Origin of the sequence: Marinobacterium sp. xm-g-48 (assembly GCF_013282925.1) — a bacterium.
GTDB lineage: Bacteria > Pseudomonadota > Gammaproteobacteria > Pseudomonadales > Balneatricaceae > Marinobacterium_E.
This window is the reverse complement of record NZ_WBYQ01000001.1, coordinates 223,905-250,554: the sequence shown is the minus strand read 5'-3', so window position 1 is coordinate 250,554 and position 26,650 is coordinate 223,905. Positions and strand designations below refer to the sequence as shown.

Here is a 26,650-nt window from a genome sequence, read left to right as displayed (position 1 = left end):
AGTTTTATGACTAAAGATTATCTACAACAATCGTTTTTCTTCTTCCGTTCCAACTTCAGTGCTCTATTGAGCATTCAACTGCCGTTTCTGATCATTCTGATGATCATCCAGATGAGCACTATTTCCGGAGTGGATGAGTCGAGCAACATGCAGGCACAGCTGATTCTGCTAACCGGTATGGACATGCTGTTTGTTCCTATCTACCTAGCGGCGACCATCTTCTATATGCAAGCCGTCATCGATGGAGGCTCGATCACAACCACGCAAAGCTGGTTTATGGCATTCCGCTGCTGGGGCAGACTATTTTTAACCTTCGTGCTTTCGGCATTGGTAACAGCACTGGGACTCATGTTGCTGATCGCCCCCGGTATCTATATAGCCGTTCGCTTAGCCCTGGCTAACGCCATCTGTGTCATTGAAGGTAAAGGGCCAATCGACTCGATGAAAGAGAGCTGGGAAGGCACTGACGGCCTGTTCTGGACCATGTTCAAAGGTCTGGCTCTGATCTTTGGTGGCCTGTTCATTCTAGAGGTGATCCTATCGCCGATGGTCGATCCAAGCAGCATGATCTCGATGCTGATCTCAGTCACCCTAGACTTCCTAAATGTCCTAGGCACCATCTACGCCTATCGCGTCTACCGCGCATGGCGTGACAAAGAACCGGTTGAGGATGAACCTTCGGTTCTTTAATGGTGTTGGAGCATCTTTTCGCGGTTTGCCCTTCGGGGCAATTCGCTCCTACAGTAGGACTCCGTTGCGGGCTTATCGCGAAGTCCTATTGTAGGAGGGAATTCAGCTCTGCTGAAACCCCGATCGATTTCAACAGCGGGTAACAGGCTGAAGGCCAGTCACCATACTTCGTAGGAAGATCAGCGCCCCAGTGACTGGCTTTAGCCTGTCATCTGCTTTCTTAGCGTTTTCCAGAAAAGGAGTAAAGCCTACCTGCGGATGACAGGCTGAAGGCCAGTCACCGCAAAGATCGCCACATCTTCGATATGGAACCAACAAAAAACCGCCATAAAGGCGGTTTTTTTAGTGCGAATCAGCAGTGATTAGTTCTCTGCAGTTTCGTCTTCTTCAAGATCTTTCATTGAAAGCTTGATACGGCCGCGGTTATCGACGTCCAGTACCTTAACTTTAATGACATCATCCATGTTGATGTAGTCAGTCACTGCGTTCACGCGCTCTTTAGCGATCTGTGAAATGTGTACTAGACCATCTTTACCAGGAAGGATGTTAACGAATGCGCCGAACTCTTCGATGCGAACAACCTTACCTTCGTAGATCTTACCGATCTCTGCTTCTGCAGTGATCGCAACAACACGGTCAACAGCCGCTTGTGAAGCTGCTTTGTTGTCTGCGTAGATACGAACAGTACCGTCGTCATCTAGATCGATCGATGCGCCTGTCTCTTCAGTAATAGAGCGGATAGTTGCACCACCTTTACCGATAACGTCGCGGATCTTCTCTGGGTTCACTTTAAGCTGAGTCATAGCAGGAGCGTGATCAGCCAGTTCTGGACGAGCGTAACCGATCACTTTCGCCATCTCGCGAAGGATGTGAACACGAGCGTCCAGTGCCTGTTCTAGAGCGATCTCCATGATCTCTTCAGTGATACCCGTGATCTTGATGTCCATCTGCAGTGCTGTAACACCGGCTTCGGTACCCGCTACTTTAAAGTCCATATCACCTAGGTGGTCTTCGTCACCCAGGATATCGGTTAGGACAGCGAAACGATCGCCCTCTTTAACCAGACCCATTGCGATACCGGCAACTGCTGAACTGACTGGTACACCCGCATCCATCATTGCAAGTGAAGAGCCACAGACAGAGGCCATTGATGATGAACCGTTTGATTCAGTGATCTCTGAAACAAGACGCATGGTGTAAGGGAAGGCTTCCTGAGTTGGAAGTACCGCAGAGACACCACGACGAGCCAGACGACCGTGACCGATTTCACGACGACCTGCACCACCCATACGGCCAGCTTCACCAACAGAGTATGGAGGGAAGTTGTACTGAAGCATGAATGGATCACGACGCTCGCCTTCTAGCGCATCGATGATCTGTACGTCACGGCTTGTACCCAGTGTACAAGTAACGATTGCCTGAGTTTCACCACGAGTGAACAGAGCTGAACCGTGTACGTTTTTAAGAACGCCCACTTCCACTTCGATTGGACGAACCGTTTTACTGTCACGACCGTCAATACGTGGCTGACCGCTAAGGATGCGCTCACGTACAGTCGCTTTCTCGATAGACGCGAATACTTTAGAGACTTCACCAGCGCCTGGTGCGCCCTCTTCACCTGTTGCAAACTGCTCTACAGCGGCATCGCGAAGTGCTTTAAGCGTGTCTTGACGCTCCATTTTGTCAGCCACTTGGAACGCTGCTTCAACCTGTGCACCGAATGCAGCAGTGATCGCATCAGTCAGCGCTTCGTTTTTAGCAGCTGGCTGCCAATCCCACTTAGGTTTAGCGGCTTCGGCGGCAAATTCGTTAACGGCATTGATAACCACTTGCATCTCTTGGTGAGCAAATAGAACCGCACCTAGCATCTCATCTTCGCTAAGCTCTTTCGCTTCTGACTCAACCATCAGAACCGCTTCGTTGGTACCCGCTACGACCATGTCTAGCTCAGAGTTTGCTAGCGCTTCGTAGGTTGGGTTAAGGATGTAACCTTCATCTTCAGTGAAGCCCACACGTGCTGCACCGATTGGGCCAACAAATGGGATACCAGAGATGGTGAGTGCTGCAGAGGTACCGATCATTGCAGCGATATCTGGATCAACATTCTTATCAGAAGAGACCACAGTACACACCACCTGAACTTCGTTCATGAACCCTTTAGGGAACAGTGGACGAATTGGGCGGTCGATTAGACGAGACGTTAGTGTCTCTTTCTCAGTTGGACGGCCTTCACGTTTGAAGAAGCCACCAGGGATACGGCCAACTGCGTAGTATTTCTCTTGATAGTGCACTGAAAGTGGGAAGAAGTCTTGTCCCTCTTTCGCTGTTTTTGCGCCAACGACAGTACACAGAACCTGTGTCTTTTCGTTAACAGTAACCATAACTGCACCAGTCGCCTGACGAGCGATCTTACCAGTTTCGATCGTTACGGTGTCATTACCGAACTGGAACGTTTTAGTAACCGTGTTAAACATCGATTAACTCCTAGTAATTAACTATGTTCCGCGTCCCCTGATCTTCACTCTTTTAAAGCCAGTACTCAGTTGAATTCAGTAAACTCAAGTGAGTACAGGCTGTCAGATCATTTGGTTTTGCGGAGGGTTTAAAGTAGAAAGGGCCATACTAAGTATGGCCCTAACTGGGTATCTAGCTCTTAGCGACGAAGACCTAGACGACCGATCAACTCAACGTAGCGAGTAGCATCTTTCTTCTTAAGGTAGTCCAGCAGCTTACGACGCTGGTTAACCATACGAATTAGACCACGACGTGAGTGGTGATCCTGCTTGTTCGCTTTGAAGTGACCCTGAAGGCCTTCAATGTTTGCAGTTAGAAGGGCAACTTGAACTTCTGGTGAACCAGTATCGTTCTGACCACGACCGTACGCTGCAACGATTTCAGCTTTCTTTTCAACAGACAATGCCATTGTTTTATCTCCTATTAGCAATATGCACACAGCCTAGGCTGCGGGTTAAGTCGCGCAACACCGAGCATATTTTCAGTGAAGCGTCATACCCTTGAGGGTAAATCAGTTTTCAGAGGTATCGAGTAGTCGACGAGCGCGTAATCGCCCCTCATCATCCACTTCAGCCATACCTAAGAATCGCTCTTCAGCAAAGAGTCTGACGAGGCCGCGCTCTGAGAATAACTCCCCTAAACGTTGCCCCTGCAGAAGACGATTTGCTAAATCTGCGGGTAATTCGATTGAAGGCAATGACTCCACTGCACTCCAGGGCGGCAATAATAGCGCATCTAAACGCATTTGTATGCACTCTAACGACTGATCTGACTCACGATGTTGTGCAATCTCATTCAACTGTTCGAGTGTCAGCATTGCGCTTCGATCGTAGGTAGCCACGGCAAGCCGTCGCAACATACTGACATGCGCACCACAGCCAAGTGCCAGACCTAGGTCTTCGACGATGGAGCGAATATAGGTGCCTTTAGAACAGTGCACCTCAAGATCAATCTCATCAGCACGCAGATCCAGCAGTTTGATCTCGTAAATGCATACCTGACGCGGCTTAACTTCGACCTTTTCACCTTTGCGCGCCAGCTTGTAAAGCGGCTGGCCATTGTGCTTTAAGGCCGAGAACATCGATGGAACCTGTTCGATTTCGCCAGAGAATTTGGCTTGAATCAGATCGTTTAACGCGTCTCGATCTAACTCAGGAACAGGCTTAGTTTCGATCACTTCGCCATCAGCATCACTGCTGTCAGTGCGAACCCCTAGCTTTGCCGTTGTGATATAGCGCTTATCAGAATCGAGAAGAAACTGTGAAAACTTAGTCGCTTCACCCAAACAGATGGGCAACATACCGGTAGCTAGAGGGTCTAGTGCGCCTGTGTGACCCGCTTTCGCTGCGTCATACAGACGTTTTACCTTCTGCAGGGCAGCATTCGAGCTGATGCCCTGAGGCTTATCAAGCAAAAAGACGCCGTCAATGCGGCGTCCTTTTTTACGTCGAGCCATGTTAGCCCTCGTTATCTTCGAGACGGCGAGCCTTCTCGATCAAGCTCGTTAGGTGACGACCGCGATGAATGCTCTCGTCATAATGGAAACGTAACGCCGGCATGACACGTAGTGAGATGCCTTTTGCCAGTTCAGCACGAAGGAAACCTGCAGCCTGCTTAAGCACCTCTAGACTCTGCTTGGTCGCTTCCGCCTCATCCTGTTCACCCAGTGGGAGAACGGTAATGTAGACATCCGCATAGCCTAAGTCTTTCGCTACTTTGACGTGGTTAATCGTCACCATTCCAATGCGTGGATCTTTAATCTCACGCTGAATAAGGGTCGCCAAATCACGCTGGATCTGGTCCCCTACTCGGTCTGTGCGTTTAAAATCGCGAGCCATACAACCTCTTAGATGGTACGTTGAACTTCAACTGTGTCGTAAACCTCAATCTGGTCGCCGACTTTAACATCGTTGTAGTTCTTCACGCCGATACCACACTCCATATTCTGACGAACTTCGTTGACGTTGTCTTTAAAGCGACGCAGTGACTCAAGCTCACCTTCGTAGATAACAACGTTATCACGTAGGACACGGATGCGTTTGTTACGGAAAATTGTACCTTCGATAACCATACAACCGGCAACTGCACCGATCTTAGGCGCACGGAAGACATCACGAACTTCAGCAATACCAACAATCTCCTCTTTGAACTCAGGAGAGAGTAGACCACTCATCGCCTGTTTCACGTCATCGATGATGTCGTAGATAACACTGTAGTAGCGAAGCTCCATCTCTTCACGCTCAACAATCGCACGCGCCTGAGCGTCTGCACGAACGTTAAAGCCGATTAGGATCGCTGAGGAGGCCAACGCAAGGTTAGCATCGGTTTCACCGATACCACCAACACCGCCAGAGACGATGTTCACTTTTACTTCATCGGTAGAGAGATCTTCTAGTGAGCTAGTCAGCGCCTCTAGAGAGCCTCGAACGTCGGTCTTAAGGACGATGTTAAGCGACTTAACTTCACCCGCTTCCATGTTCGAGAATAGGTTCTCAAGTTTCGCCTGTTGCTGACGCTGCAGTTTAACTTCACGGTATTTACCCTGACGGAATAGAGCGATTTCACGCGCTTTCTTCTCAGTGGATACTACGGTGAAGTCTTCACCTGCATCTGGCGTTCCGTCTAGACCTTGAATCTCAACTGGAATCGCAGGGCCACCCGCTTCTAGCGGCTTGCCGTTTTCATCAAGCATGGCACGTACACGACCGTAGTGAAGACCAGCTAGTACGATATCACCGCGCTTAAGGGTACCGTTTTGAACCAGTAGCGTAGCAACCGGACCACGACCTTTATCGAGACGTGATTCAACGACAACACCTGTACCTGGCGCATCTGGAACTGCTTCAAGCTCAAGAATTTCTGATTGAAGAAGGATCGCTTCAAGCAGCTCATCAATGCCCTGACCTGTTTTAGCAGAGACTGGACAGAACTGAACATCGCCGCCCCAATCTTCAGGAATAACATCACGTTGAGCCAGCTCGTTCTTAACTCGATCTGGATCCGCTTCCTCTTTATCGATCTTGTTGACCGCAACAACAAGAGGAACACCAGCCGCTTTAGCGTGCTGAACCGCCTCTTCAGTCTGTGGCATCACACCATCATCTGCGGCAACTACTAGAACAACGATATCCGTCAAAGAGGCACCACGGGCACGCATAGCGGTGAACGCGGCGTGTCCAGGAGTATCTAGGAAGGTCACCATGCCGTTGTCAGTCTCAACGTGGTAAGCACCGATGTGCTGGGTAATACCGCCAGACTCGCCAGAAGCTACACGTGTTGAACGGATGTAATCGAGCAGGGATGTTTTACCGTGGTCAACGTGACCCATAACGGTAACGACCGGAGCACGTGTCACAGACTCACCGCTGTGAGCGGCTACCGACTCCATCAACTCATCTTCGATCGCGTTCTCTACCATAGGCACCGCTTTGTGGCCCATCTCTTCTACCACAAGGATCGCAGTATCTTGGTCGATTGGCTGGTTGATGGTTGCCATCGCACCCATCTTGAACATCACCTTGATCACTTCAGCCGCTTTGATCGACATCTTCTTAGCCAGATCAGCAACCGTGATGCTCTCTGGAATAGAGACTTCATGAACAATCGCAGTCGTCGGCTCTTTAAAGCCGTGCTGGTTATCGCCTTGACGCATTGGCTTACCACGACCTGGCTTACCGCCTTTACCCGGACGAGCGTTCAGCGTGCCATTACCACGACCTTTCGACTTACGACGATCGTCGTTATCACGCTGGTTGTTACGGCGCTCATCGCGCTGCTTGTTCTTGTTGCGAGGATTTTCAGTTTTAGGTTCCGCAGCTGGTTTCTTCTCAACCGGCGTTTCAACCACTGGCTCAGGCTTAGGCTCTTCAGCTTTAACCGGTTCAGCGGCCTCTTTAACTTCTGCTTTTGGCGCTTCCACTTTAGGCTCTGCAGCCGTTTCAACCGCCACCTCTGGTGCCGCTTCAACGACCGGTGCTTCAACCTGTGGTTCAGGCGCTGCCACTGGAGTCTCTTCCACTGCTGGAGCTTCTGGAGCCTGTTCAATCTCTGTACGTTTCACGTAGGTACGCTTTTTACGCACTTCAACGTTAACGGTTTTACGACTGCCGGCACCGCCCACTTTCAGCGTAGAGGTTGTCTTACGCTTAAGCGTGATCTTCTTCGGTGCGCCAACGTCATCGGCATCTTCGCCGTGACTGCGTTTCAAATGGGCTAATAGCTGCTGACGCTCTATCTCTGTGACAGTTGAATCGTTGGATTTACCTTCGACTCCCGCTTCCTGCATCTGTGTTAACAAACGCTCAACGGATACACCAACCACATCGGCAAGCTGTTTAATCGTTACTTCTGCCATAAATGGGTTCTCCTTTTCCGTTGTCTAATTACTGCTGATCTTCTGCAAACCAAGGTGCACGCGCTGTCATAATCAACTCACCTGCGCGCTCTTCGGTCATGCCTTCAATGTCTAGCAGCTCTTCAATAGACTGTTCTGCAAGATCTTCCATGGTAACCACACCACGGCTTGCTAATGTGTACGCTAGGGTACGTTCCATACCTTCCATAGTTAGGAGGTCTTCTGCTGGCTCTACATCGCCAAGTTGCTCTTCACCTGCAATTGCAAGGTTAAGCAGTGCATCTTTTGCGCGTTCACGAAGGGCGTCAACGATCTCCTCGTCAAACTCTTCGATCTCAAGCATTTCGTTAGCCGGTACGTAGGCAACTTCCTCAAGCGTGGTGAAGCCCTCAGCAACTAGGATCTCAGCAAGGTCGCTGTCGACATCAAGGTGCTTGATGAACAGATCCACTGTTTTACCCACTTCAGACTCGTGTTTAGACGCCGCTTCCGCTTCGCTCATCACGTTCAGTTCCCAACCAGTCAACTCTGCTGCTAGACGAACGTTCTGACCGGCACGACCGATCGCCATCGCCAAAGCATCTTCATCAACCGCGACGTCCATTGAGTGAGTCTCTTCGTCCATAACGATCGAAGCGACTTCAGCAGGCGCCATTGCATTGATCACAAGCTGCGCAGGGTTGTCGTCCCAAAGGATGATATCGACACGCTCACCACCCAACTCATCAGAGACGGCTTGAACACGCGCACCGCGCATACCAACACAGGCACCTACAGGATCTAGACGACGATCCTGAGTCTTAACAGCGATCTTAGAGCGAGCACCTGGATCACGAGCCGCTGCACGGATCTCAATCATCTGCTCGGCGATCTCTGGCACTTCGATAGAGAAGAGTTCGATCAACATCTCGTTTGAAGTACGGCTAAGGATAAGCTGTGGGCCGCGACCTTCAGAACGAACTTCTTGAAGCACCGCGCGAACACGCTCACCCATACGGAAGATTTCACGAGGTAGTAGGTTTTCACGTGGCAGAAGTGCTTCTGCGTTGTTACCCAGATCAACAATCACATTGTCGCGAGTCACTTTCTTAACAGTACCCGCGATCAATTCGCCCTGGCGATCACGGTAAAGATCAACTACTTTAGCGCGCTCAGCCTCACGGACTTTTTGTACGATAACTTGCTTCGCTGTTTGAGCTGCGATACGACCGAATGCAACCGACTCAACCTGCTCTTCGTGGTAATCACCAGGCTGCAGATTAGTGTCGATCTCTTCTGCCTCTTGCATGGTCAACTCGGTACCCAGTGCAGGAACCGCTTCGTTATCCACAACCAACCAACGGCGGAAGGTGTCATAATCGCCCGTTGCACGGTCGATAACCACTCGGATATCAGCTTCTTCGTCGTAGCGCTTCTTAGTGGCTGTTGCCAGCGCGACTTCAATCGCCTCAAAGATGACCGCTTTCGGGACATCTTTTTCGTTAGAGACGGCTTCAGCAACCAGTAGAATCTCTTTATTCATATCAGTTCTTCGCTCCTAATAGTCAAAGCGGATTAAAATTGCGGAACCACATTGGCCCGATCGATCAGGTCATGCGGTAACAAATATTCGTGATCATCAACGACCAAAAGCACATCTTCGCCTTCGATGCCGTTAAGAATCCCTTTAAACTTGCGACGCCCCTCAAACGGCGAGCGCAGACGCAGTTGAATCGTATGGCCAGCATACGCAGCGAATTGCTCTAGAGTGTAAAGGGGACGATCCATCCCTGGGGATGAGACTTCAAGGGTGTAGTTCTCTGAAATGGGGTCTTCTACATCCATCACAGCACTCACCTGCTGGCTAACGCGCGCACAGTCATCGACCGACACTCCGTTAGGGCCATCTATATAGATACGCAACAGGCTATTTTTACCTGACGCGTTGTACTCCAGCCCCCAAAGCTCCAAATCTAAGCCCTGCACAACTGGATCAATCAACTCTTGTAACAGCTTTAATTTTGCTGACACTGTTCACCTATAAATTTCAAAAACAAAAAATGGGTCATATAGACCCATTTTTGACTTATCTACCACCATGTACGGAAGGCAGATATCACTGTCTTCTGTTTGGACGCGGCCATCAAATAGCTACGAAAAAGCCCCATAAAGGGGCTTACCAAACAAGGATGTAACATCCTAAAAGTGGTAGTAAAAACCCGTCAAAACTAGTCTTCAGGATTTTCACAAATACCCAACGTAAAGTTGGTAGCGGGGGCCAGATTTGAACTGACGACCTTCGGGTTATGAGCCCGACGAGCTACCAGGCTGCTCCACCCCGCATCAAAAACAGGTAAATTTTACGCTTCACCCACTGCGTTTACAACTTGGTGCCCAGAGCCGGACTCGAACCGGCACGTCCTAAGACACTACCCCCTCAAGATAGCGTGTCTACCAATTCCACCACCTGGGCTAAACTTTTAGTTGTCTCCTGCTGTTGGAATCTCTGATTCCGACACAACAGGCAGTTCCGTTGTTGACGCTTGCTCAACCTGGGCAGCCGCTTCAATCGTTGCAGCATCAGGGATACCTGCATCACCAACAGACGCGGCTTTCTCTTTCGCGAACACAGCCAAAACGAAGCTGGTTACAAAGATACCCGCAGCAAGAATGGCTGTAACGCGACCTAGGAAGCTACCGCTACCCTGGCTACCGAAAACAGTTTGAGAGGCACCACCACCAAATGACGCACCCGCTTCTGCACCCTTACCCTGCTGAATAAGAATCAGGCCGATAACCGCTGCTGCAAGCAATACGTGAATGATAAGAACGATGGTTTCCATTCTAGCTTTAAACCTTAATTACGCACCGAAAACAGGGGTGCCATTTAAAAGAGGCGCAAATCTTACCCGAGCACCCGTCAAGATACAAGCGCCTGCAGCTCTTTTTCAACCTGCCCCGCCAGTGTCTCACAGACCTGATCCACCTCATCAAGATCGGAGCCTTCAACCATAACACGGACCACAGGCTCAGTCCCGGAGGGACGTAGCAATACGCGACCACGATCAGCCAAACGCGCCTCGGCTGCTGCAACATGCTCTGCCACGGCTGGCGAAGATGCGATATCTACCTTCTTAGCCAAGCGCACGTTGATCATCTTCTGCGGTAGTTTTTGCATACCGTGCTTCAGCTGATTAATCGTTTTGCCTGACTGCGCGACCGCTTTAAGCACCTGAACAGCGGCAATGGTCGCATCACCCGTCGGTAGAATATTACGACAGACAATGTGACCTGACCCTTCGCCACCCAAATTCCAGTCGTGCTCTGCGAGCTGCTCTAATACATAGCGATCGCCCACTTTAGCTCGCACGAACGGAATATCCATTTTTGCCAGCGCTTGCTCTAAACCAAGATTAGTCATCAGCGTACCAACGACACCGCCCTGCAACTCACCGCTCTGCTGTAACGCCTGGGCAATGATGAAGAGGATCTCATCGCCATCGACGATCTCTCCCTTATGGTCAACAAGAATCAATCGATCGGCATCACCATCTAACGCAACACCCAGATCTGCCTCTGCTTCGAGCACTTTAGCTTGAAGTGCTGCAGGCGCCGTCGCACCACACTGCTCGTTAATATTTAGGCCGTCTGGATCGGTACCAATCTCGATGACTGAAGCGCCTAGCTCAGCAAAGACCTTAGGCGCAATGTGATAACCAGCGCCGTTGGCACAATCAACGACAACCTTAAGGCCCGCTAAATTCAAACAACCCGCGGCAGTCGATTTACAGAACTCTATGTATCGCCCAGCGGCATCATTGACTCGACGAACCTTGCCTAATTCGGCTGAGCTAACCGTAGTCATAGCCAGATCAAGCTGGGCTTCAATGCGCTCTTCGACATCATCTGGCAGCTTAGTGCCCGCCGAGCTGAAGAACTTAATACCATTGTCGTCATAGGGGTTGTGCGATGCACTGATCACAATACCGGCATCAGCGCGGAAGGTACGAGTTAGGTAAGCGATCGCTGGCGTTGGCATAGGGCCTAGCAATAACACATCAACACCGGCGGCAGACAGGCCTGCCTCAAGCGCCGACTCAAACATATAACCGGAGATTCGAGTATCTTTGCCAATCAGGACTTTACTACGTCCTTCACGGGCAAACACACGACCCACAGCCCAACCGAGCTTCAACACAAAATCTGGGGTGATAGGAAAGGTTCCTACCTGTCCACGAATACCATCTGTACCAAAATAACGACGACCCAATTTAGATCCCTTCCTTTAAAACGGCTTCCGTCATACGAACCATATCGACGGTTGCTAAAACATCATGCACACGAATAATTTTTGCACCGCGCTCAACCGCGAGCGCAACGGTTGCAAGACTACCAAAGAGTCGCTGGTCAGCCTCACGATTAAGCACCTGGCCCACCATGGTTTTTCTAGAGGTGCCCGATAACACAGGCACGCCTAAGTCCAATAATTTATCCAAGCGATTGAGTAACTGTAAATTATGTTGCAAGGTTTTGCCAAACCCAAAACCGGGATCTACGATTAATCGTTCTTTCGCAATCCCTGCAGCCATACACCGATCTAACTGCTGATCGAGAAAATCCATCACCTCAGAGACCACATCGGCATACTCTGGCTGTCGCTGCATTGTCGCCGGGCTACCCTGCATATGCATCAGACAGATTGGCAGATCCGTTTTTGCAGCAGCCTCTAGCGCGCCTTCACGCCCAAGCGCTCTAACATCATTAATGAGACCAGCCCCTAGCTTGGCCGATTCTGAAATCAATTGAGCCGAGCTGGTATCGATGGAGACGACCACATCGATCTCGGCATTGATTCGTTCCAGAACAGGCAAAACGCGATCCATCTCCTCCTGCTCACTGACTTCAGCGGCACCAGGACGAGTCGATTCACCGCCGATATCAACAATCGTCGCGCCGTCGTTAACCATCTGCTGGGCATGCTGGAGCGCTTTATCAATCGAGAGCGCAGAGTGTTGATAGAGGTGACCGCCATCCGAAAAGGAGTCAGGCGTCACGTTAAGAATACCCATTACCTGCGTTTTAGAGAGATCGAGTACTCGACCGGCACACTGTAGCTGCGTCACATTTCTACCTTTATTCATACACTCTACAAATAACGAAAAAGCCCTCACGAGTGAGGGCTTTTGTGAATCACGACTTACTGTTTGGGCTCATCTTTTTGATCATCTTGAGGATCGCCCCAACCTGACTGACCCTCATTAGAGTGAGACGCCTGATCATCCTGATCTACCTCTGGCACATCAGACTCAGCCTCAGAACTGTTAGCCGCCTCTTCCTCTTTGACTGCATCAACACGCTCTTGAGAGTCGTTCCAACCCTCTGGTGGAGTCACCTCTTGACGCGCCATCAACTGATCAATTTGATCGCTGCTGATCGTCTCGTAGGTCATCAACGCTTCACACATTGAGTCAAGGATATCACGGTTATCCGTCAGAATTTGGTAAGCCTTCTGGTAGCACTCATCGATGATTTTGCGAACTTCGGCATCGATCTTGTTCTGAGTTTCACCCGACATCGGTTTAGATGGCTGCCCCATGCCGCGACCAAATGGATCATCATCTTCATCACCGTAGAGCAGTGGACCCAACTCATCGGTCAGACCCCAACGCGTCACCATGTTGCGCGCAAGCTGAGTCGCACGCTGAATATCGTTTGAGGCACCGGTTGTTACCCCCTCTTTACCCAGTGTCATCTCTTCCGCAATTCGGCCACCGTAAAGCGAACAGATTTGCGAGATAATGCCCTGACGACTGAACGAGTAGCGATCCTCTTCAGGAAGGAACATCGTCACACCCAACGCACGACCACGCGGGATGATAGACACTTTGTAGACAGGATCATGCTCAGGCATCAGACGACCGACAATCGCGTGACCTGCCTCGTGGAATGCCGTATTCAGACGCTCTTTGTAAGACATGACCATAGAGCGGCGCTCAGCACCCATCATGATCTTATCTTTCGCTTTCTCGAACTGCTCCATACCGACAGTGCGACGGCTATCGCGTGCGGCAAACAGGGCTGCTTCGTTAACCAGGTTAGCCAAATCAGCACCCGAGAAGCCCGGCGTACCACGCGCAATCAACTCAGGCTTAACATCATCACCCAGCGGAACTTTGCGCATGTGGACTTTAAGAATTTTTTCACGACCTTGAATATCAGGCAGACCAACGTGCACCTGACGGTCAAAACGACCTGGACGTAGCAGAGCAGGGTCAAGCACATCGGGACGGTTGGTTGCCGCGATCACGATGATACCCTCAGTGCCTTCGAAACCATCCATCTCGACAAGAAGCTGGTTCAACGTCTGCTCACGCTCGTCATTACCACCGCCAAGGCCGACACCACGTGAACGACCAACCGCATCAATCTCATCTATGAAGATAATACAAGGCGCATGTTTCTTAGCTTGATCAAACATGTCACGCACACGTGAAGCACCGACACCGACAAACATCTCAACGAAGTCAGAACCCGAAATACTGAAGAAAGGCACCTTAGCTTCGCCAGCAATCGCTTTGGCAAGCAGCGTTTTACCGGTACCAGGGTTACCCGCCATTAGGACACCACGAGGGATATGGCCACCTAAACGCTGGAATTTACCTGGATCGCGAAGGTAGTCGACCAACTCTGCAACTTCCTCTTTGGCCTCTTCAACACCAGCGACATCTTCGAAGGTTGTTTTAATCTGATCTTCACTCATCATGCGCGCTTTCGATTTACCGAAAGACATAGGACCACCTTTACCGCCGGCACCGCCCTGCATTTGGCGCATAAAGAACATGAAGATGGCAATGATGATAAGAATCGGGAAGGTCGCGACGAGCAGCTGCTGCCATAGACTCTGCTGCTCAGGCATTTTGCCTTCAACGACGACATTGTGCTCTAGAAGGTCATCAATCAGCTTGGGATCCGAGATCGCTGGGCGAACGGTTTCAAAACGATCGCCATTCTGACGCACACCTTCGATGGTAAAACCATCAACCGTCACACGCTCAATACGGCCTGATTGAACCTCTGCCACAAAGTCAGAGTAGCTCAGGCGGCCGCTCTCGGTCTCGGCGCTAAAATTATTAAAGATGGTTAGCAGTACGGCTGCAATCACTAACCATAGCACCAAATTTCTTGCCATATCGTTCAACTTCTTACCCTCTATAAACTAAAACGAAAGCTCTGTTTAAAAGCTATACGTCTTTAAAACCTTTTCCGAGCAGATAGACCTCACGCGAACGCGCGCGAGATGAATCTGGCTTACGGGTGACCACCGATTTAAAGCTACTGCGCAGTTCTGCAAGGTAGGGATCAAACCCTTCACCCTGAAATACTTTCACCAAAAAGTTGCCGTTCGGTTTCAGTATCTGACGCGCCATATCCAACGCCAACTCCACCAAGTACATCGCAGCTGGCTGATCCGATGATGCATTACCACTCATATTGGGGGCCATATCTGAAATTACAAGGTCTACTGGCTCATCTCCTATCGCAGAGAGGATCTCCTCGAAGACGGAATCTTCAGTAAAGTCACCCTGAACGAATGTAACTCCGCCCAGCGGAGCCATCTCAAGAATGTCTGAAGCCACTACACGACCAGAGTCACCCACGATTTCGGCCGCCACTTGAGACCAACCACCTGGCGCAGCGCCCAGATCGACAACCGTCATTCCAGGCTTTAACAGATGGTCTTTATCATTCACTTCCATCAACTTATAGCAGGCGCGTGAACGGTAACCATCATCTTTAGAACGCTTTACGTATTGATCGTCAAAATGCTCTTTTAACCAACGACCACTGCTTTTAGATCTTGCCAAGGGATGTTCCTAGAAAGCATCACTCTATGATGCATGCAACAAAGGGGTTAAAATGAAGAAATTGTAACGCCCACCAAATTTAAGGCACTAATTCTAATATGAGCTTAACAACTGATCAAAAAAAGCGTCTTCGCACGCGTGCACACACTCTAAACCCAATCGTTATGGTTGGCGGCAACGGACTGACTGAAAACGTTCAGTTAGAAGTCGACCGAGCATTGGAAGATCACGAACTGATCAAAGTAAAGTTCGCCGTTGGCGATCGTGACCTAAAGCGCGAACTGATCAAAGAGCTAGTCGCTGTCGTTGAAGCGGAACTGGTGCAAGAGATCGGTAACGTAGCCGTGCTATTCAGAGCATCGGATGAACCAAATCCAAAACTCTCCAATCTAATGCGTTAACCATTGGTTCATTTATTGATATTACAGGCCTTACAGCTTAATTAAATGTAACCAACCCCCTATTCAAAAATGTGAACAAGGGATTGTTGAACAACCGTATAAAAAATAGTGTTACGCAACGAGACGCTTTAATAGAAGAAAAACAACTTCTAATATCTAGATCCAATTCAACGAGTTTAATGATTCTTGAGCTAGTATTAACAAGTTAGTCGATGTCTTGTTTAAAACCCCAAGGAGAAAAATAATGATCAAACGTATTATCGCTCAGACTGCCGGTGTTGCAGTTCTTGGCGCTGCTATTGCAGCTTCTGCACAGGCCGCTGAATTCAATCTAAAGATGCACCACTTCCTACCTGCGAAGGCACCTGCACACGCTAAGTTCTTCCAGCCATGGGCTGATTCTATTGAAGAAGCGTCTGAAGGCCGTATCAAGATCAAGATTTACGGTTCAATGTCTCTAGGTGGAAAACCACCTCAGCTAGTTGACCAAGTACAAGACGGTTTCGTTGACATCATCTGGACGCTTCCTGGTTACACTCCAGGCCGTTTCCCAGCGATCTCTGCATTTGAAAACCCATTCATGGTAACGGATGCATACGAAACGTCGCAGGCACTTCAGGCTTACTACGAAGCTAACCCAGAAGTTCAGAAAGAGTTTGCTGATATGCACCCTCTAGCATTCTGGACGCATGACCGTGGCGTTGTTTACTCTAAAGGTGACGCAATCGACTCTGTTGCTGACTTCGCTGGCAAAAAGATTCGTAACCCAAGCCGTCCAGTTGCTGCTGCTCTAGATGCTCTAGGCGCTACTCCAGTCGGTATGCCTGTACCAGAGATGCCACAGGCACTGGCCAAAAACGTGATCGACGGCACAGTGATTCCATTTGAAATCGTACCTGCTCTCAAACTTCATGAGCTTGTCGACAACGCGGTTGAAGTTCAAACAGAAGATGGCCGTGGTCTATACACCGCAGTATTCCTTTTGGGCATGAACAAAGCTAAGTACGAATCAATGCCTGCTGATCTTCAACAGATCATGGATGACCACGCTGGCATGTACTTCGCCAAGCTAGGCGGTGAGTTCTTCAAAAACGCTGAAAACTACGGTCGTAAGCTGATTGACGAGAACGCAACTCGCTCACAGATGCCAGCTGCAGAAGTGAAGAAAATGCAGGAAGTAACCGCTAACGTACCCGTTGAGTGGGTTAAAGAGATGGACGGTCTAGGTCTACCAGGCCAGAAGCTTCTTGACTCTGCTAACGCTATGCTTGAGAAATACAGCAAATAAACAAAAGGTGTTCAAGTGACAACACTGTTACTGAAAACCCGGTCTCTAGCAGACCTCTACGAGCGAGCCACTTTGTGGCTCGCTCTTTTATCAGGATTCATCCTGACGATCATGGCATTCACTACGGTGACCAGCGTGGCAGGACGATACTTTTTCTCCTCACCCATTAATGGTGATACCGAGATTGTCCAAATGTTTACCGCTGTGGTTGTTGCGTTAGCAATGCCTTACTGCCAAATGCGCTTTGGCAACGTCATTGTAGACGTCTTAACAGCCTCAGCTCCCGCGCCTTTCCGTCTCACTATGGATGTAATCGGCAGCATAATTTTGGCCGTGCTCTTTTACTTCCTGGCGACACAGGCCTATGAGGGTGGCTTAGCTGCCCAGAAATACGGCAATGAGACGATGATGCTGCGGATGAAAGAGTGGTGGTTCTATATGACCATCGCCTTTGGCTTTAGCCTTACCTCTATCGCTGGTGTGCTTAAACCACTGGCAATGATTGCAGAATATAAGGGTGTGAAATGAGTGACGAATTAACGGCAGGCGTCATTATCCTGTTCATGCTAGTCATCATGTTTTTGCGTGTGCCGATCGGCATCGCAATGATGCTTGCCGGTGCGGTCGGTTACTCAATCATCGACGACTTCAGCACCCTAATGTTCTACATGAAGGGCTCATCCTTCGGACAGATGGCAAGCCATTCGCTATCGATCATTCCTCTGTTCCTACTGATGGGTAACCTCGCAACTCGTTCAGGTATTAGCCGTTCACTATTCACCGGTGTTAACGCCTTTATTGGCCACTACCGCGGTGGCCTGGCGTTAGCTGCCGTTGGCGGCTGTGGTGTATTTGGTGCGATCTGTGGTTCATCACTGGCAACAGCAGCGACTATGGGTCAGGTTGCACTTCCAGAGATGAAACGGCACGGCTACCACGGTGCTATGGCAACAGGCGCACTAGCCGCTGGTGGTACTCTAGGCATTCTAATCCCACCATCCATCGTTCTGATCATCTACGCGATCATGACCGAGCAGAACATCGTCAAGCTCTTCATGGCAGCGATGGTACCCGGCATCATGGCGATCATGGGCTACATGCTGGTTATCGCGATTCTGGTGAAGCTGAAGCCTCACTACGCGGACAAGAGCGCGAAAGCGAGCTGGTCTGAACGCGGTAAGGCACTGATTGAGCTGCTACCTGCAAGCTTCCTATTCATTGGTGTATTGGGCGGCATCTATGGTGGTATCTTCACACCCTCTGAAGCAGCCGCTTACGGTGTGGTGGGTACCATCGTCATTGCGCTAATCAACCGCCAACTTACCTGGTACGGGTTCATCGACTGTATCAAGCAGACCGCTATCAACAGCGCGATGATCTTTGTCATCCTTCTAGGTGCCGATATCTTCAATGCCTTCCTGAGTCTAAGCGGCATGCCAGAGACACTGGCGGAGTGGATTCTGGATCGCGAATTGTCGCCTATGCTGGTACTGATGTTGATGTTAGCTGTCTACCTCGTGCTGGGCTGTTTGATGGATTCACTCTCGATGATCCTTCTGACAGTACCGATCTTCTTCCCAGCCATCATGGGTTTAGACTTCGGCATGACTGAAGAGCAGACCGCGCTCTGGTTCGGTATCATCTGTTTGATCGTGGTTGAGGTCGGCATGATCACCCCACCGGTAGGGATGAACGTCTTCATCATCAACAAAATCGCAGAGGGCGTTCCGATGCGGGATACCTTTGTCGGTGTTCTACCCTTCTTGGCGTCAGACTTCGTTCGCGTAGCCTTGCTACTGCTATTCCCTGTTCTGACCTGGGGTATTATTCCGGATTAAGCGCGTTAAATCGTACTGCAAAAACCGCCTTTATGGCGGTTTTTTTTGTTGGAGCCATATCGAAGATGTGGCGATCTTTTCGGTGACTGGCCTTCAGCCTGTCATCCGCTGTTGAAATCGATCGGGGTTTCAGCAGAGCTGAATTCCCTCCTACAATAGGACTTCGCGACAAGCCCGTAACGGAGTCCTACTGTAGGAGCGAATTGCCCGTAGGGCAAACCGCGAAAATATTCCGAAGCTTGTCACCTGATTTGAAATTACGCTAGAGCAGTGTCTCAACATACTCCGGCAGCTCTTGTGCTGGCGGGACTGGCTTGGAGTTACCCTCTTCATCCAGTGCGACAAACTTGAAGATCGCTTCGGTCACTTTTTCACGATGACCTATGCGACTGCGGCGCACCCAGCACTCCACTTTGATATCCATTGAGCTACTGCCGACTCTAACCACTTCGGTGTAGACACCCAGTACATCTCCGACACGAACCGGGCGGATAAAGCTCATACCATCCAGTGCAACCGTCACCACTCGACTCTGTGCACGCTGGCCCGCACAGATGCCGGCAGCCATATCCATTTGTGACAATACCCAACCACCGAAGATATCGCCTGAGGGGTTGGTATCAGCCGGCATTGCGATGGTACGGGTAGTAAGACGGCCTGTAGGGGTTTCTTGGGACATGAGGAACTCCAAATAATAAAAAACCGCCCGAAGGCGGTTTTTTGAATCAGCTTAGATATGCTTAACTTCTGCAATCTCATATTCAGTCACACCGGCCGGGGTCTCAACCGCGGCGATGTCACCCTCCTCTTTACCGATCAGTGCTCGTGCAATCGGGGAGTTGATAGAGATCTTATTCAGTTTGATGTCTGCTTCATCGTCCCCGACGATCTTGTAGGTCACTTCCGCGTCGGTATCGACGTTAATTAGATCAACCGTCGTACCAAAGATCACTTTACCCGTGTGAGGCAGGCTGGTGACATCGATCACTTGAACCACTGAAAGCTTGCTCTCAATGTCCGCGATACGACCTTCGATAAAGCCCTGCTGTTCACGCGCTGCGTGGTACTCAGCATTCTCTTTAAGGTCACCGTGCTCACGTGCTTCAGCAATCGCTGCAATCACGGTTGGGCGATCTTGGGTTTTAAGACGCTCCAGTTCAGCGCGAAGTGCCACTTCGCCCTCAACGGTCATGGGAACACGATTGACACTCATGCAGACGCCTCCGCGTGGATCTCTTGAAGACGACGCACGGTACGCTCTTCACCGTAACGAAGTGCTTCGGTAATCGCGACGGCACCGGCCATCGTCGTTGAGTAAGGCACTTTATGCTGCAGTGCTGCACGACGGATATCGGCTGAATCAGCAATCGCTTTACGGCCCTCCGTTGTGTTTACAACGTAGTTAACTTCGCCGTTCTTCAACATATCAACGATGTTTGGACGACCTTCAGTGACCTTGTTCACAACCTTAGCTGTAATGCCGTGAGTCTCTAGTAGTGCTGCTGTACCGCTGGTTGCAACGATATCGAAGCCAAGTTCAACCAACTGTTTAGTCAGTTCACAAGCGGCCTCTTTATCGACGTCACGCACTGAAACAAACGCAGTACCTGGCTTAGGTAGCTTGTCGCCAGCTCCCAAGTGAGCCTTCATGAATGCTTCACCGAAGGTTTCACCGGTACCCATGACTTCACCCGTAGACTTCATCTCTGGGCCAAGGATTGGGTCAACACCTTGGAATTTATTGAACGGGAATACCGCCTCTTTCACGTTGAAGTAGCTTGGTACGATCTCTTTCGTAAAGCCTAGCTCTTCCAATGACTTACCGGTCATAACCAGTGCAGCGACTTTCGCTAGAGAAACACCGATACACTTAGATACGAAAGGAACTGTACGTGATGCACGAGGGTTAACCTCGATCACGTAGATCTCGCCATCTTGGTAGGCTAACTGGACGTTCATCAAGCCAACAACACCCAATTCAAGTGCCATCTTGCGCACCATCTCGCGCATCTCGTCCTGGACGTCTGCTGCAAGGTTGTACGGAGGGAATGAACATGCTGAGTCACCTGAGTGAACACCCGCCTGCTCAATGTGCTGCATGATCGCTCCAATCACGACCTGCTTACCGTCACAGACCGCATCGATATCCACTTCGATCGCTGCGTTTAGGAAGTGATCAAGCAGGACAGGTGATTCGTTAGAGACCTGAACGGCTGTATTCATGTACTTACGCAGCTCGTCCTCTTTGTAGACGATCTCCATAGCACGACCACCCAATACGTAAGATGGACGAACAACCAGTGGGTAACCGATCTTCTCGGCTTCAATGATCGCCTCTTCAAGGCTACGTACTGTTGAGTTCTCTGGCTGTTTCAGACCAAGACGCTTAAGCATCTGCTGGAACAGTTCACGGTCTTCAGCACGGTCGATCGCTTCAGACGAGGTACCAATGATTGGAACGCCAGCCTGTTCTAGAGCTACGGCTAATTTCAGAGGAGTCTGACCACCGTACTGAACAATCACGCCTTTAGGCTGTTCAACTTCAACGATTGCCAACACATCTTCTAGAGTGATCGGCTCGAAGTAGAGGCGGTCTGATGTGTCATAGTCGGTAGAGACGGTTTCAGGGTTACAGTTAACCATGATGGTCTCGTAGCCATCTTCACGCGCTGCAAGCGCTGCATGAACACAGCAGTAGTCAAATTCGATACCCTGACCGATACGGTTAGGGCCACCACCGATGACCATGATCTTGTCACGATCCGATGGGTTCGCTTCACACTCCTCTTCGTACGTTGAGTACATGTAAGCGGTATCAGTCGCAAATTCTGCGGCACAGGTATCGACACGTTTGTAGACTGGCTTAATACCAGCTGCCTGACGATGCTTGCGGAACTGCTTCTCTGAAACACCCAATAGCTTGGCTAGACGAGCATCTGAGAAACCTTTGCGCTTCAGCATGAACAGATCGGTTGTAGAGAGTTCACTCAGTGCGGTTTCCGATACACGCTGCTCATCTTTGATGATGTCTTCGATCTGAACCAAGAACCAAGGATCAACGCCACTCAGCTTGTAGATCTCATCAACGCTCATACCCATACGGAAGGCGTCGCCGATGTACCAGATGCGCTCAGAACCTGGAGTTGTTAGCTCGTAAACGATCTTATCGCGTGCATCTTCAGCGGTAATATCAACAATCGGATCGAAGCCTTCAGAACCAACCTCTAGACCACGTAGCGCTTTCTGCAAAGACTCTTGCTGAGTACGACCAATCGCCATCACCTCACCCACCGACTTCATCTGAGTCGTTAGGCGATCGTTTGCTTGTGGGAATTTTTCAAAGGTGAAACGAGGGATCTTAGTTACTACGTAGTCGATGGCAGGCTCGAAGGAAGCTGGTGTTTGACCGCCAGTGATATCGTTCTGAAGCTCATCAAGGGTGTAACCGACCGCCAGTTTTGCCGCCACTTTCGCAATTGGGAAACCTGTTGCTTTTGAAGCCAGTGCTGAAGAGCGCGATACGCGTGGGTTCATTTCGATCACCACAACGCGTCCAGTCTTTGGACAAACACCGAACTGTACGTTCGAACCGCCTGTTTCAACACCGATCTCACGCAGAACTGCAATCGAAGCATTACGCATCAACTGGTACTCTTTATCGGTCAAGGTCTGCGCTGGTGCGACTGTGATCGAGTCACCAGTGTGTACGCCCATGGCATCAAAGTTTTCGATCGAACAGATGATGATACAGTTATCGTTCTTGTCGCGGACAACCTCCATCTCGTACTCTTTCCAACCGATCAACGACTCATCGATAAGAAGCTCGTTGGTTGGTGATAGATCCAGACCACGCTCACAGATTTCGATGAACTCTTCACGGTTGTAGGCGATACCACCACCAGAACCACCCATAGTGAATGATGGACGGATGATCGCTGGGAAGCCAACCTGATCCAGTACCTGAAGAGCCTCTTCCATCGAGTGAGCGATAGAGGCGCGTGGACACTCAAGGCCGATGTTCTTCATCGCCTTGTCAAAACGTTCACGGTCTTCCGCTTTATCGATCGCATCTTGAGTAGCGCCGATCATCTCTACACCAAACTCAGCCAATACGCCTTCGCGGTCGAGATCAAGCGCACAGTTCAGTGCAGTCTGACCACCCATAGTCGGTAGCAGCGCATCTGGACGCTCTTTCTCAATGATCTTAGCAACCGTTTTCCAGTTGATTGGCTCGATGTATGTCGCATCAGCCATCGCTGGATCGGTCATGATCGTTGCTGGGTTTGAGTTAACAAGAATAACTCGGTAACCCTCTTCGCGAAGCGCTTTACACGCTTGTGCGCCAGAATAGTCAAACTCACACGCCTGACCGATAACGATCGGGCCTGCACCTAGGATAAGAATACTTTGTATGTCGGAACGTTTTGGCATCGTAAAACCTGGTCTAAATCTGTTTCTCTAAGTTACCCGTTACAACTCAGCCCTGTTGGCGTGAGCGCATCATCTCAACGAAGCGATCGAAGAGTGGTGCCACATCGTGTGGACCAGGGCTCGCTTCTGGGTGCCCTTGGAAACTGAACGCTGGACGATCAGTACGCTCAATACCCTGTAGTGAGCCATCGAACAGTGATTTGTGTGTTGCACGTAGTGTGCTAGGTAGTGAATCTTCAGCCACCGCGAAACCGTGGTTCTGGCTGGTGATCATCACCTGCTTGCTATCTAGATCCTGAACGGGGTGGTTGGCACCGTGGTGACCAAACTTCATCTTCTCAGTCTTAGCACCTGACGCAAGCGCAAGTAGCTGGTGACCAAGACAGATGCCGAAAACTGGCAGTTCTGTTTTTAGAATGTCAGAGATCGCATCGATCGCGTAATCACATGGCTCTGGGTCACCAGGACCATTCGACAAGAAAACGCCATCTGGATTCATTGCAAGCACTTCAGATGCTGGTGTCTGTGCAGGCACAACCGTCAAACGGCAGCCTCGCTCAACCAGCATGCGTAGAATATTTTGTTTAACACCGAAATCGTAAGCCACTACGTTGAACGGTTGATCAGCATCGGCTTTCTCTGTGTAGCCAGTACCAAGCTCCCAAGTGGACGTGCGCCAAGCATCAGAACTGTCACGTGTAACGACTTTTGCTAAGTCCATGCCTTTCAGGCCAGGGAAGCCACGAGCAGCATCGAGTGCTTTCGCTTCATCAATGTTATCACCCGCAACGATGCAACCATTCTGGGCACCTTTCTCACGAAGAATACGCGTTAAGCGGCGTGTATCGATGCCGGCAATACCCATGATGTTGCGCTCTTTTAGGTACTCATCTAGCGCCTGCTCAGAACGGAAGTTGCTCGCAAGCAGTGGCAGATCACGAATCACAAGACCTGCAACCCAAGTGCGATCAGATTCTGCATCTTCAGCGTTACAACCCACGTTACCAATGTGTGGGTAGGTGAGTGTCACGATCTGGCGGCAGTAGGATGGATCGGTAAGGATCTCTTGATAACCGGTCATTGAGGTGTTGAATACAACCTCACCTGATGATTCGCCTTCGGCGCCGATCGAAATACCCCTAAAAATAGAACCGTCTTCAAGGGCTAAGATGGCTGGCTGCGTCAAAAGAACCTCCCCGCGCGCTGGCTAGATATGAAAAATTACTGTGGCTTGGCTGCAAAAAAGCGAGGCCAACTTGGGGTCCGCCTCGCTTTCAAAAACATCTCTTCGGTGGGATGCGCCGCTATCGCGGGCAAAACCTGCGGTATTCTAAGGGAATTAGCTGCGCAAGTCCATGCCGAATCGGTCGAATATGGTGAGTAAAAGTCAACTTAAACTGTAGCTAAGTTGCCCTTCTCCTCAAGCCAGCTCTTGCGATCCGAAGCCCGTTTCTTCGCCAACAACATATCAAGCACCTGGTGAGTATCATCTCCAGACTCCAGCGTTAACTGAACCAAACGACGGGTATCAGGATCCATCGTTGTTTCACGCAGCTGCATCGGGTTCATCTCACCCAAGCCCTTAAATCGTTGCACACCGATGCGCGCGTTTTTGCGCTCCGCTTTGATGCGTTCAACGATGCCATTCTTCTCAGACTCATCCAGAGCGTAGAAGACCTCTTTCGCCACATCAATTCGGAACAGCGGCGGCATAGCGACATAGACATGCCCTGCAGCCACCAAAGGTTTGAAGTGTCTTAGGAAGAGTGCACAGATCAGCGTGGCGATGTGCGCACCATCAGAATCGGCATCGGCAAGAATACAGACCTTACCGTAACGCAAATTACTCAGATCCTCGGCACCCGGATCCACGCCAATAGCCACCGAAATATCGTGAATCTCTTGCGAACCGAGGATCTCTGAAGAGTCGACCTCCCAGGTATTCAAAATCTTACCACGCAGCGGCATGATCGCCTGAAAGTCTCGGCTACGTGCCTGCTTTGCTGAACCGCCTGCCGAGTCACCCTCGACTAAGAAGAGCTCACTGCGCATAGGATCGGTGCCCGAACAGTCGGCTAATTTACCTGGTAGAGCGGGCCCCTGCGTTACCTTTTTACGCACCACTTTCTTAGCAGAACGCAGACGTTTTTGTGCATTGGCGATCACCAATTCAGCAATCGCCTCACCCTCTTCAACGTGCTTATTGAGCCATAATAGGAAGGCATCTTTTACCGCACCCGAGATAAACGCCGCAATTTGACGCGAAGAGAGACGCTCTTTGGTTTGACCAGAGAACTGCGGGTCACGCATCTTGGCTGAAAGAATAAAGCAGCAACGATCCCAGACATCCTCTGGCGACAGTTTCACACCGCGTGGCAGCAGACTGCGGAAGTCACAAAACTCACGCAACGCCTCCAAAAGACCGGTACGCAGGCCATTCACATGGGTTCCGCCTTGCGCGGTCGGGATCAAGTTGACGTAGCTTTCGCAGGTCATCTCGCCACCCTCTTTTAGCCACTGGACAGCCCACTCAACGGCATCCTCTTCACCCTGCAAAGAGCCACAAAATGGCTCTTCAGGAAGGGTCTCATAAACTTGTGTATTACCTTTCAGATACGCCACTAAGCCATCTTCGTAGTACCACTCCTCTTTCTCTTTCTTACCCGTAGAGAGATCGGTAAAGGTCACTTTTAAACCGGGACAGAGAACCGCCTTGGCACGCAGATTATGCTTCAGACGACTGACACTAAACTTAGGCGAATCGAAGTAACTAGGGTCGGGCAAAAATCGAACGGTGGTACCGGTATTGCGCTGACCACAGGTATCGACCACTTCAAGATCCGATACTTTCTCGCCGTCTGCAAAGCCGATGCGATGCACCTGACCACCACGACGAATTTGCACCTCCAACAGCTTAGAGAGTGCGTTAACAACGGAGACACCCACCCCGTGGAGACCGCCCGAGTAGTTGTAGTTGTCATTGTTAAACTTACCGCCGGCATGAAGCTTGGTCAGAATCAGCTCAACCCCTGGGACACCCTCCTCTGGGTGAATGTCCACCGGCATACCGCGACCATCATCGGACACAGAGAGTGAGTTGTCGGGGTGCAGAATGATATCGATCTGCTTTGCATGGCCTGCCAACGCCTCATCGACTGAGTTGTCGATCACCTCTTGTGCTAGGTGATTGGGACGATCCGTTTCTGTGTACATTCCCGGGCGACGCTTTACTGGGTCAAGCCCGCTTAGTACCTCGATCGAACCAGCATTATAGTCCTTTGACATATCTC

General features: G+C 50.3%; 22 protein-coding genes and 2 tRNA genes. 5 read left to right on the top strand and 19 right to left on the bottom strand.

Features of this window, described 5'->3' with window-relative positions; all coding sequences use genetic code 11:
* Positions 1-6 precede the first annotated feature (6 nt).
* Complete coding sequence (locus tag XMG48_RS01255; protein ID WP_173480247.1) at positions 7-690, top strand: YciC family protein; 684 nt, start codon at positions 7-9, stop codon at positions 688-690.
* Between the two features lie 362 nt (positions 691-1,052).
* Here XMG48_RS01255 and pnp read toward each other — a convergent pair whose 3' ends face one another.
* From pnp to rlmE, 14 genes are all read right to left on the bottom strand, one after another.
* Complete coding sequence (pnp, locus tag XMG48_RS01250) at positions 1,053-3,164, bottom strand: polyribonucleotide nucleotidyltransferase (protein ID WP_173480246.1); 2,112 nt, start codon at positions 3,162-3,164, stop codon at positions 1,053-1,055.
* Between the two features lie 179 nt (positions 3,165-3,343).
* Positions 3,344-3,613: a 30S ribosomal protein S15 gene (gene rpsO, locus XMG48_RS01245; RefSeq protein WP_173480245.1), complete on the bottom strand. Its 270-nt coding sequence runs from the start codon at positions 3,611-3,613 to the stop codon at positions 3,344-3,346.
* 102 nt (positions 3,614-3,715) lie between these two features.
* On the bottom strand, positions 3,716-4,660 hold the full coding sequence (truB, locus tag XMG48_RS01240) for a tRNA pseudouridine(55) synthase TruB (protein ID WP_173480244.1): 945 nt from the start codon (positions 4,658-4,660) through the stop codon (positions 3,716-3,718).
* Position 4,661: 1 nt separating this feature from the next.
* Positions 4,662-5,042, bottom strand: a complete 381-nt coding sequence (rbfA, locus tag XMG48_RS01235) for a 30S ribosome-binding factor RbfA (RefSeq protein ID WP_173480243.1) — start codon at positions 5,040-5,042, stop codon at positions 4,662-4,664.
* An 8-nt stretch (positions 5,043-5,050) separates the two neighbouring features.
* The gene (gene infB, locus XMG48_RS01230) at positions 5,051-7,558 is read right to left on the bottom strand and encodes a translation initiation factor IF-2 (RefSeq protein ID WP_173480242.1); all 2,508 of its coding nucleotides are present in this window, start codon (positions 7,556-7,558) and stop codon (positions 5,051-5,053) included.
* Positions 7,559-7,586: 28 nt separating this feature from the next.
* Positions 7,587-9,080, bottom strand: coding sequence for a transcription termination factor NusA (gene nusA, locus XMG48_RS01225; protein ID WP_173480241.1), 1,494 nt, complete (start codon positions 9,078-9,080; stop codon positions 7,587-7,589).
* Between the two features lie 32 nt (positions 9,081-9,112).
* On the bottom strand, positions 9,113-9,568 hold the full coding sequence (rimP, locus tag XMG48_RS01220) for a ribosome maturation factor RimP (RefSeq protein ID WP_173480240.1): 456 nt from the start codon (positions 9,566-9,568) through the stop codon (positions 9,113-9,115).
* A 235-nt stretch (positions 9,569-9,803) separates the two neighbouring features.
* Positions 9,804-9,880: transfer RNA gene (locus tag XMG48_RS01215), tRNA-Met, on the bottom strand.
* A gap of 45 nt (positions 9,881-9,925) precedes the next feature.
* Positions 9,926-10,010, bottom strand: a tRNA-Leu gene (locus tag XMG48_RS01210).
* 7 nt (positions 10,011-10,017) lie between these two features.
* Positions 10,018-10,380: a preprotein translocase subunit SecG gene (gene secG, locus XMG48_RS01205; RefSeq protein ID WP_173480239.1), complete on the bottom strand. Its 363-nt coding sequence runs from the start codon at positions 10,378-10,380 to the stop codon at positions 10,018-10,020.
* A 77-nt stretch (positions 10,381-10,457) separates the two neighbouring features.
* Positions 10,458-11,807, bottom strand: coding sequence for a phosphoglucosamine mutase (gene glmM, locus XMG48_RS01200; RefSeq protein WP_173480238.1), 1,350 nt, complete (start codon positions 11,805-11,807; stop codon positions 10,458-10,460).
* Between the two features lies 1 nt (position 11,808).
* Positions 11,809-12,678: a dihydropteroate synthase gene (gene folP / locus XMG48_RS01195; protein ID WP_173480237.1), complete on the bottom strand. Its 870-nt coding sequence runs from the start codon at positions 12,676-12,678 to the stop codon at positions 11,809-11,811.
* Between the two features lie 56 nt (positions 12,679-12,734).
* Positions 12,735-14,726, bottom strand: a complete 1,992-nt coding sequence (ftsH, locus tag XMG48_RS01190) for an ATP-dependent zinc metalloprotease FtsH (RefSeq protein WP_173480236.1) — start codon at positions 14,724-14,726, stop codon at positions 12,735-12,737.
* Positions 14,727-14,778: 52 nt separating this feature from the next.
* Positions 14,779-15,402, bottom strand: coding sequence for a 23S rRNA (uridine(2552)-2'-O)-methyltransferase RlmE (gene rlmE, locus XMG48_RS01185; RefSeq protein WP_173480235.1), 624 nt, complete (start codon positions 15,400-15,402; stop codon positions 14,779-14,781).
* A 98-nt stretch (positions 15,403-15,500) separates the two neighbouring features.
* Here rlmE and yhbY point away from each other — a divergent pair, with 98 nt between their 5' ends.
* The 4 genes from yhbY (at position 15,501) to XMG48_RS01165 (ending at position 18,929) form a co-directional block, all read left to right on the top strand.
* Positions 15,501-15,803, top strand: coding sequence for a ribosome assembly RNA-binding protein YhbY (gene yhbY, locus XMG48_RS01180; RefSeq protein ID WP_173480234.1), 303 nt, complete (start codon positions 15,501-15,503; stop codon positions 15,801-15,803).
* A 244-nt stretch (positions 15,804-16,047) separates the two neighbouring features.
* Entirely contained in the window at positions 16,048-17,091 is a 1,044-nt protein-coding gene (locus XMG48_RS01175) for a TRAP transporter substrate-binding protein (RefSeq protein ID WP_217361972.1), read from the top strand.
* Between the two features lie 15 nt (positions 17,092-17,106).
* Entirely contained in the window at positions 17,107-17,619 is a 513-nt protein-coding gene (locus XMG48_RS01170; protein WP_173480233.1) for a TRAP transporter small permease, read from the top strand.
* Complete coding sequence (locus XMG48_RS01165) at positions 17,616-18,929, top strand: TRAP transporter large permease (RefSeq protein ID WP_173480232.1); 1,314 nt, start codon at positions 17,616-17,618, stop codon at positions 18,927-18,929. The genes XMG48_RS01170 and XMG48_RS01165 overlap by 4 nt, the downstream gene beginning before the upstream one ends.
* 262 nt (positions 18,930-19,191) lie before the next feature.
* Here the strand turns inward: XMG48_RS01165 and XMG48_RS01160 are convergent, their stop codons facing one another.
* The 5 genes from XMG48_RS01160 to parE all read right to left on the bottom strand — a co-directional run bounded on the left by XMG48_RS01160 (position 19,192) and on the right by parE (position 26,645).
* Complete coding sequence (locus XMG48_RS01160) at positions 19,192-19,608, bottom strand: acyl-CoA thioesterase (RefSeq protein ID WP_173480231.1); 417 nt, start codon at positions 19,606-19,608, stop codon at positions 19,192-19,194.
* Positions 19,609-19,659: 51 nt separating this feature from the next.
* Positions 19,660-20,142: a transcription elongation factor GreA gene (gene greA, locus XMG48_RS01155; RefSeq protein ID WP_173480230.1), complete on the bottom strand. Its 483-nt coding sequence runs from the start codon at positions 20,140-20,142 to the stop codon at positions 19,660-19,662.
* On the bottom strand, positions 20,139-23,360 hold the full coding sequence (carB, locus tag XMG48_RS01150; RefSeq protein ID WP_173480229.1) for a carbamoyl-phosphate synthase large subunit: 3,222 nt from the start codon (positions 23,358-23,360) through the stop codon (positions 20,139-20,141). Before carB ends, greA begins: the two co-directional genes overlap by 4 nt.
* A gap of 46 nt (positions 23,361-23,406) precedes the next feature.
* Positions 23,407-24,546, bottom strand: a complete 1,140-nt coding sequence (gene carA, locus XMG48_RS01145) for a glutamine-hydrolyzing carbamoyl-phosphate synthase small subunit (protein WP_173480228.1) — start codon at positions 24,544-24,546, stop codon at positions 23,407-23,409.
* 206 nt (positions 24,547-24,752) lie between these two features.
* Complete coding sequence (parE, locus tag XMG48_RS01140) at positions 24,753-26,645, bottom strand: DNA topoisomerase IV subunit B (RefSeq protein WP_173480227.1); 1,893 nt, start codon at positions 26,643-26,645, stop codon at positions 24,753-24,755.
* Between the last annotated feature and the right edge of the window lie 5 nt (positions 26,646-26,650).

Excerpts from the sequence above, each read along its gene's own strand:
- rpsO (WP_173480245.1), bottom strand. The coding sequence starts at position 3,613 with ATGGCATTGTCTGTTGAAAAGAAAGCTGAAATCGTTGCAGCGTACGGT.
- XMG48_RS01160 (WP_173480231.1), bottom strand. The coding sequence starts at position 19,608 with ATGTCCCAAGAAACCCCTACAGGCCGTCTTACTACCCGTACCATCGCA.
- carB (WP_173480229.1), bottom strand. The coding sequence starts at position 23,360 with ATGCCAAAACGTTCCGACATACAAAGTATTCTTATCCTAGGTGCAGGC.
- rbfA (WP_173480243.1), bottom strand. The coding sequence starts at position 5,042 with ATGGCTCGCGATTTTAAACGCACAGACCGAGTAGGGGACCAGATCCAG.
- pnp (WP_173480246.1), bottom strand. The coding sequence starts at position 3,164 with ATGTTTAACACGGTTACTAAAACGTTCCAGTTCGGTAATGACACCGTA.
- XMG48_RS01175 (WP_217361972.1), top strand. The coding sequence starts at position 16,048 with ATGATCAAACGTATTATCGCTCAGACTGCCGGTGTTGCAGTTCTTGGC.
- greA (WP_173480230.1), bottom strand. The coding sequence starts at position 20,142 with ATGAGTGTCAATCGTGTTCCCATGACCGTTGAGGGCGAAGTGGCACTT.
- yhbY (WP_173480234.1), top strand. The coding sequence starts at position 15,501 with ATGAGCTTAACAACTGATCAAAAAAAGCGTCTTCGCACGCGTGCACAC.
- ftsH (WP_173480236.1), bottom strand. The coding sequence starts at position 14,726 with ATGGCAAGAAATTTGGTGCTATGGTTAGTGATTGCAGCCGTACTGCTA.
- XMG48_RS01255 (WP_173480247.1), top strand. The coding sequence starts at position 7 with ATGACTAAAGATTATCTACAACAATCGTTTTTCTTCTTCCGTTCCAAC.
- secG (WP_173480239.1), bottom strand. The coding sequence starts at position 10,380 with ATGGAAACCATCGTTCTTATCATTCACGTATTGCTTGCAGCAGCGGTT.
- folP (WP_173480237.1), bottom strand. The coding sequence starts at position 12,678 with ATGAATAAAGGTAGAAATGTGACGCAGCTACAGTGTGCCGGTCGAGTA.
- XMG48_RS01165 (WP_173480232.1), top strand. The coding sequence starts at position 17,616 with ATGAGTGACGAATTAACGGCAGGCGTCATTATCCTGTTCATGCTAGTC.
- nusA (WP_173480241.1), bottom strand. The coding sequence starts at position 9,080 with ATGAATAAAGAGATTCTACTGGTTGCTGAAGCCGTCTCTAACGAAAAA.
- parE (WP_173480227.1), bottom strand. The coding sequence starts at position 26,645 with ATGTCAAAGGACTATAATGCTGGTTCGATCGAGGTACTAAGCGGGCTT.
- truB (WP_173480244.1), bottom strand. The coding sequence starts at position 4,660 with ATGGCTCGACGTAAAAAAGGACGCCGCATTGACGGCGTCTTTTTGCTT.
- infB (WP_173480242.1), bottom strand. The coding sequence starts at position 7,558 with ATGGCAGAAGTAACGATTAAACAGCTTGCCGATGTGGTTGGTGTATCC.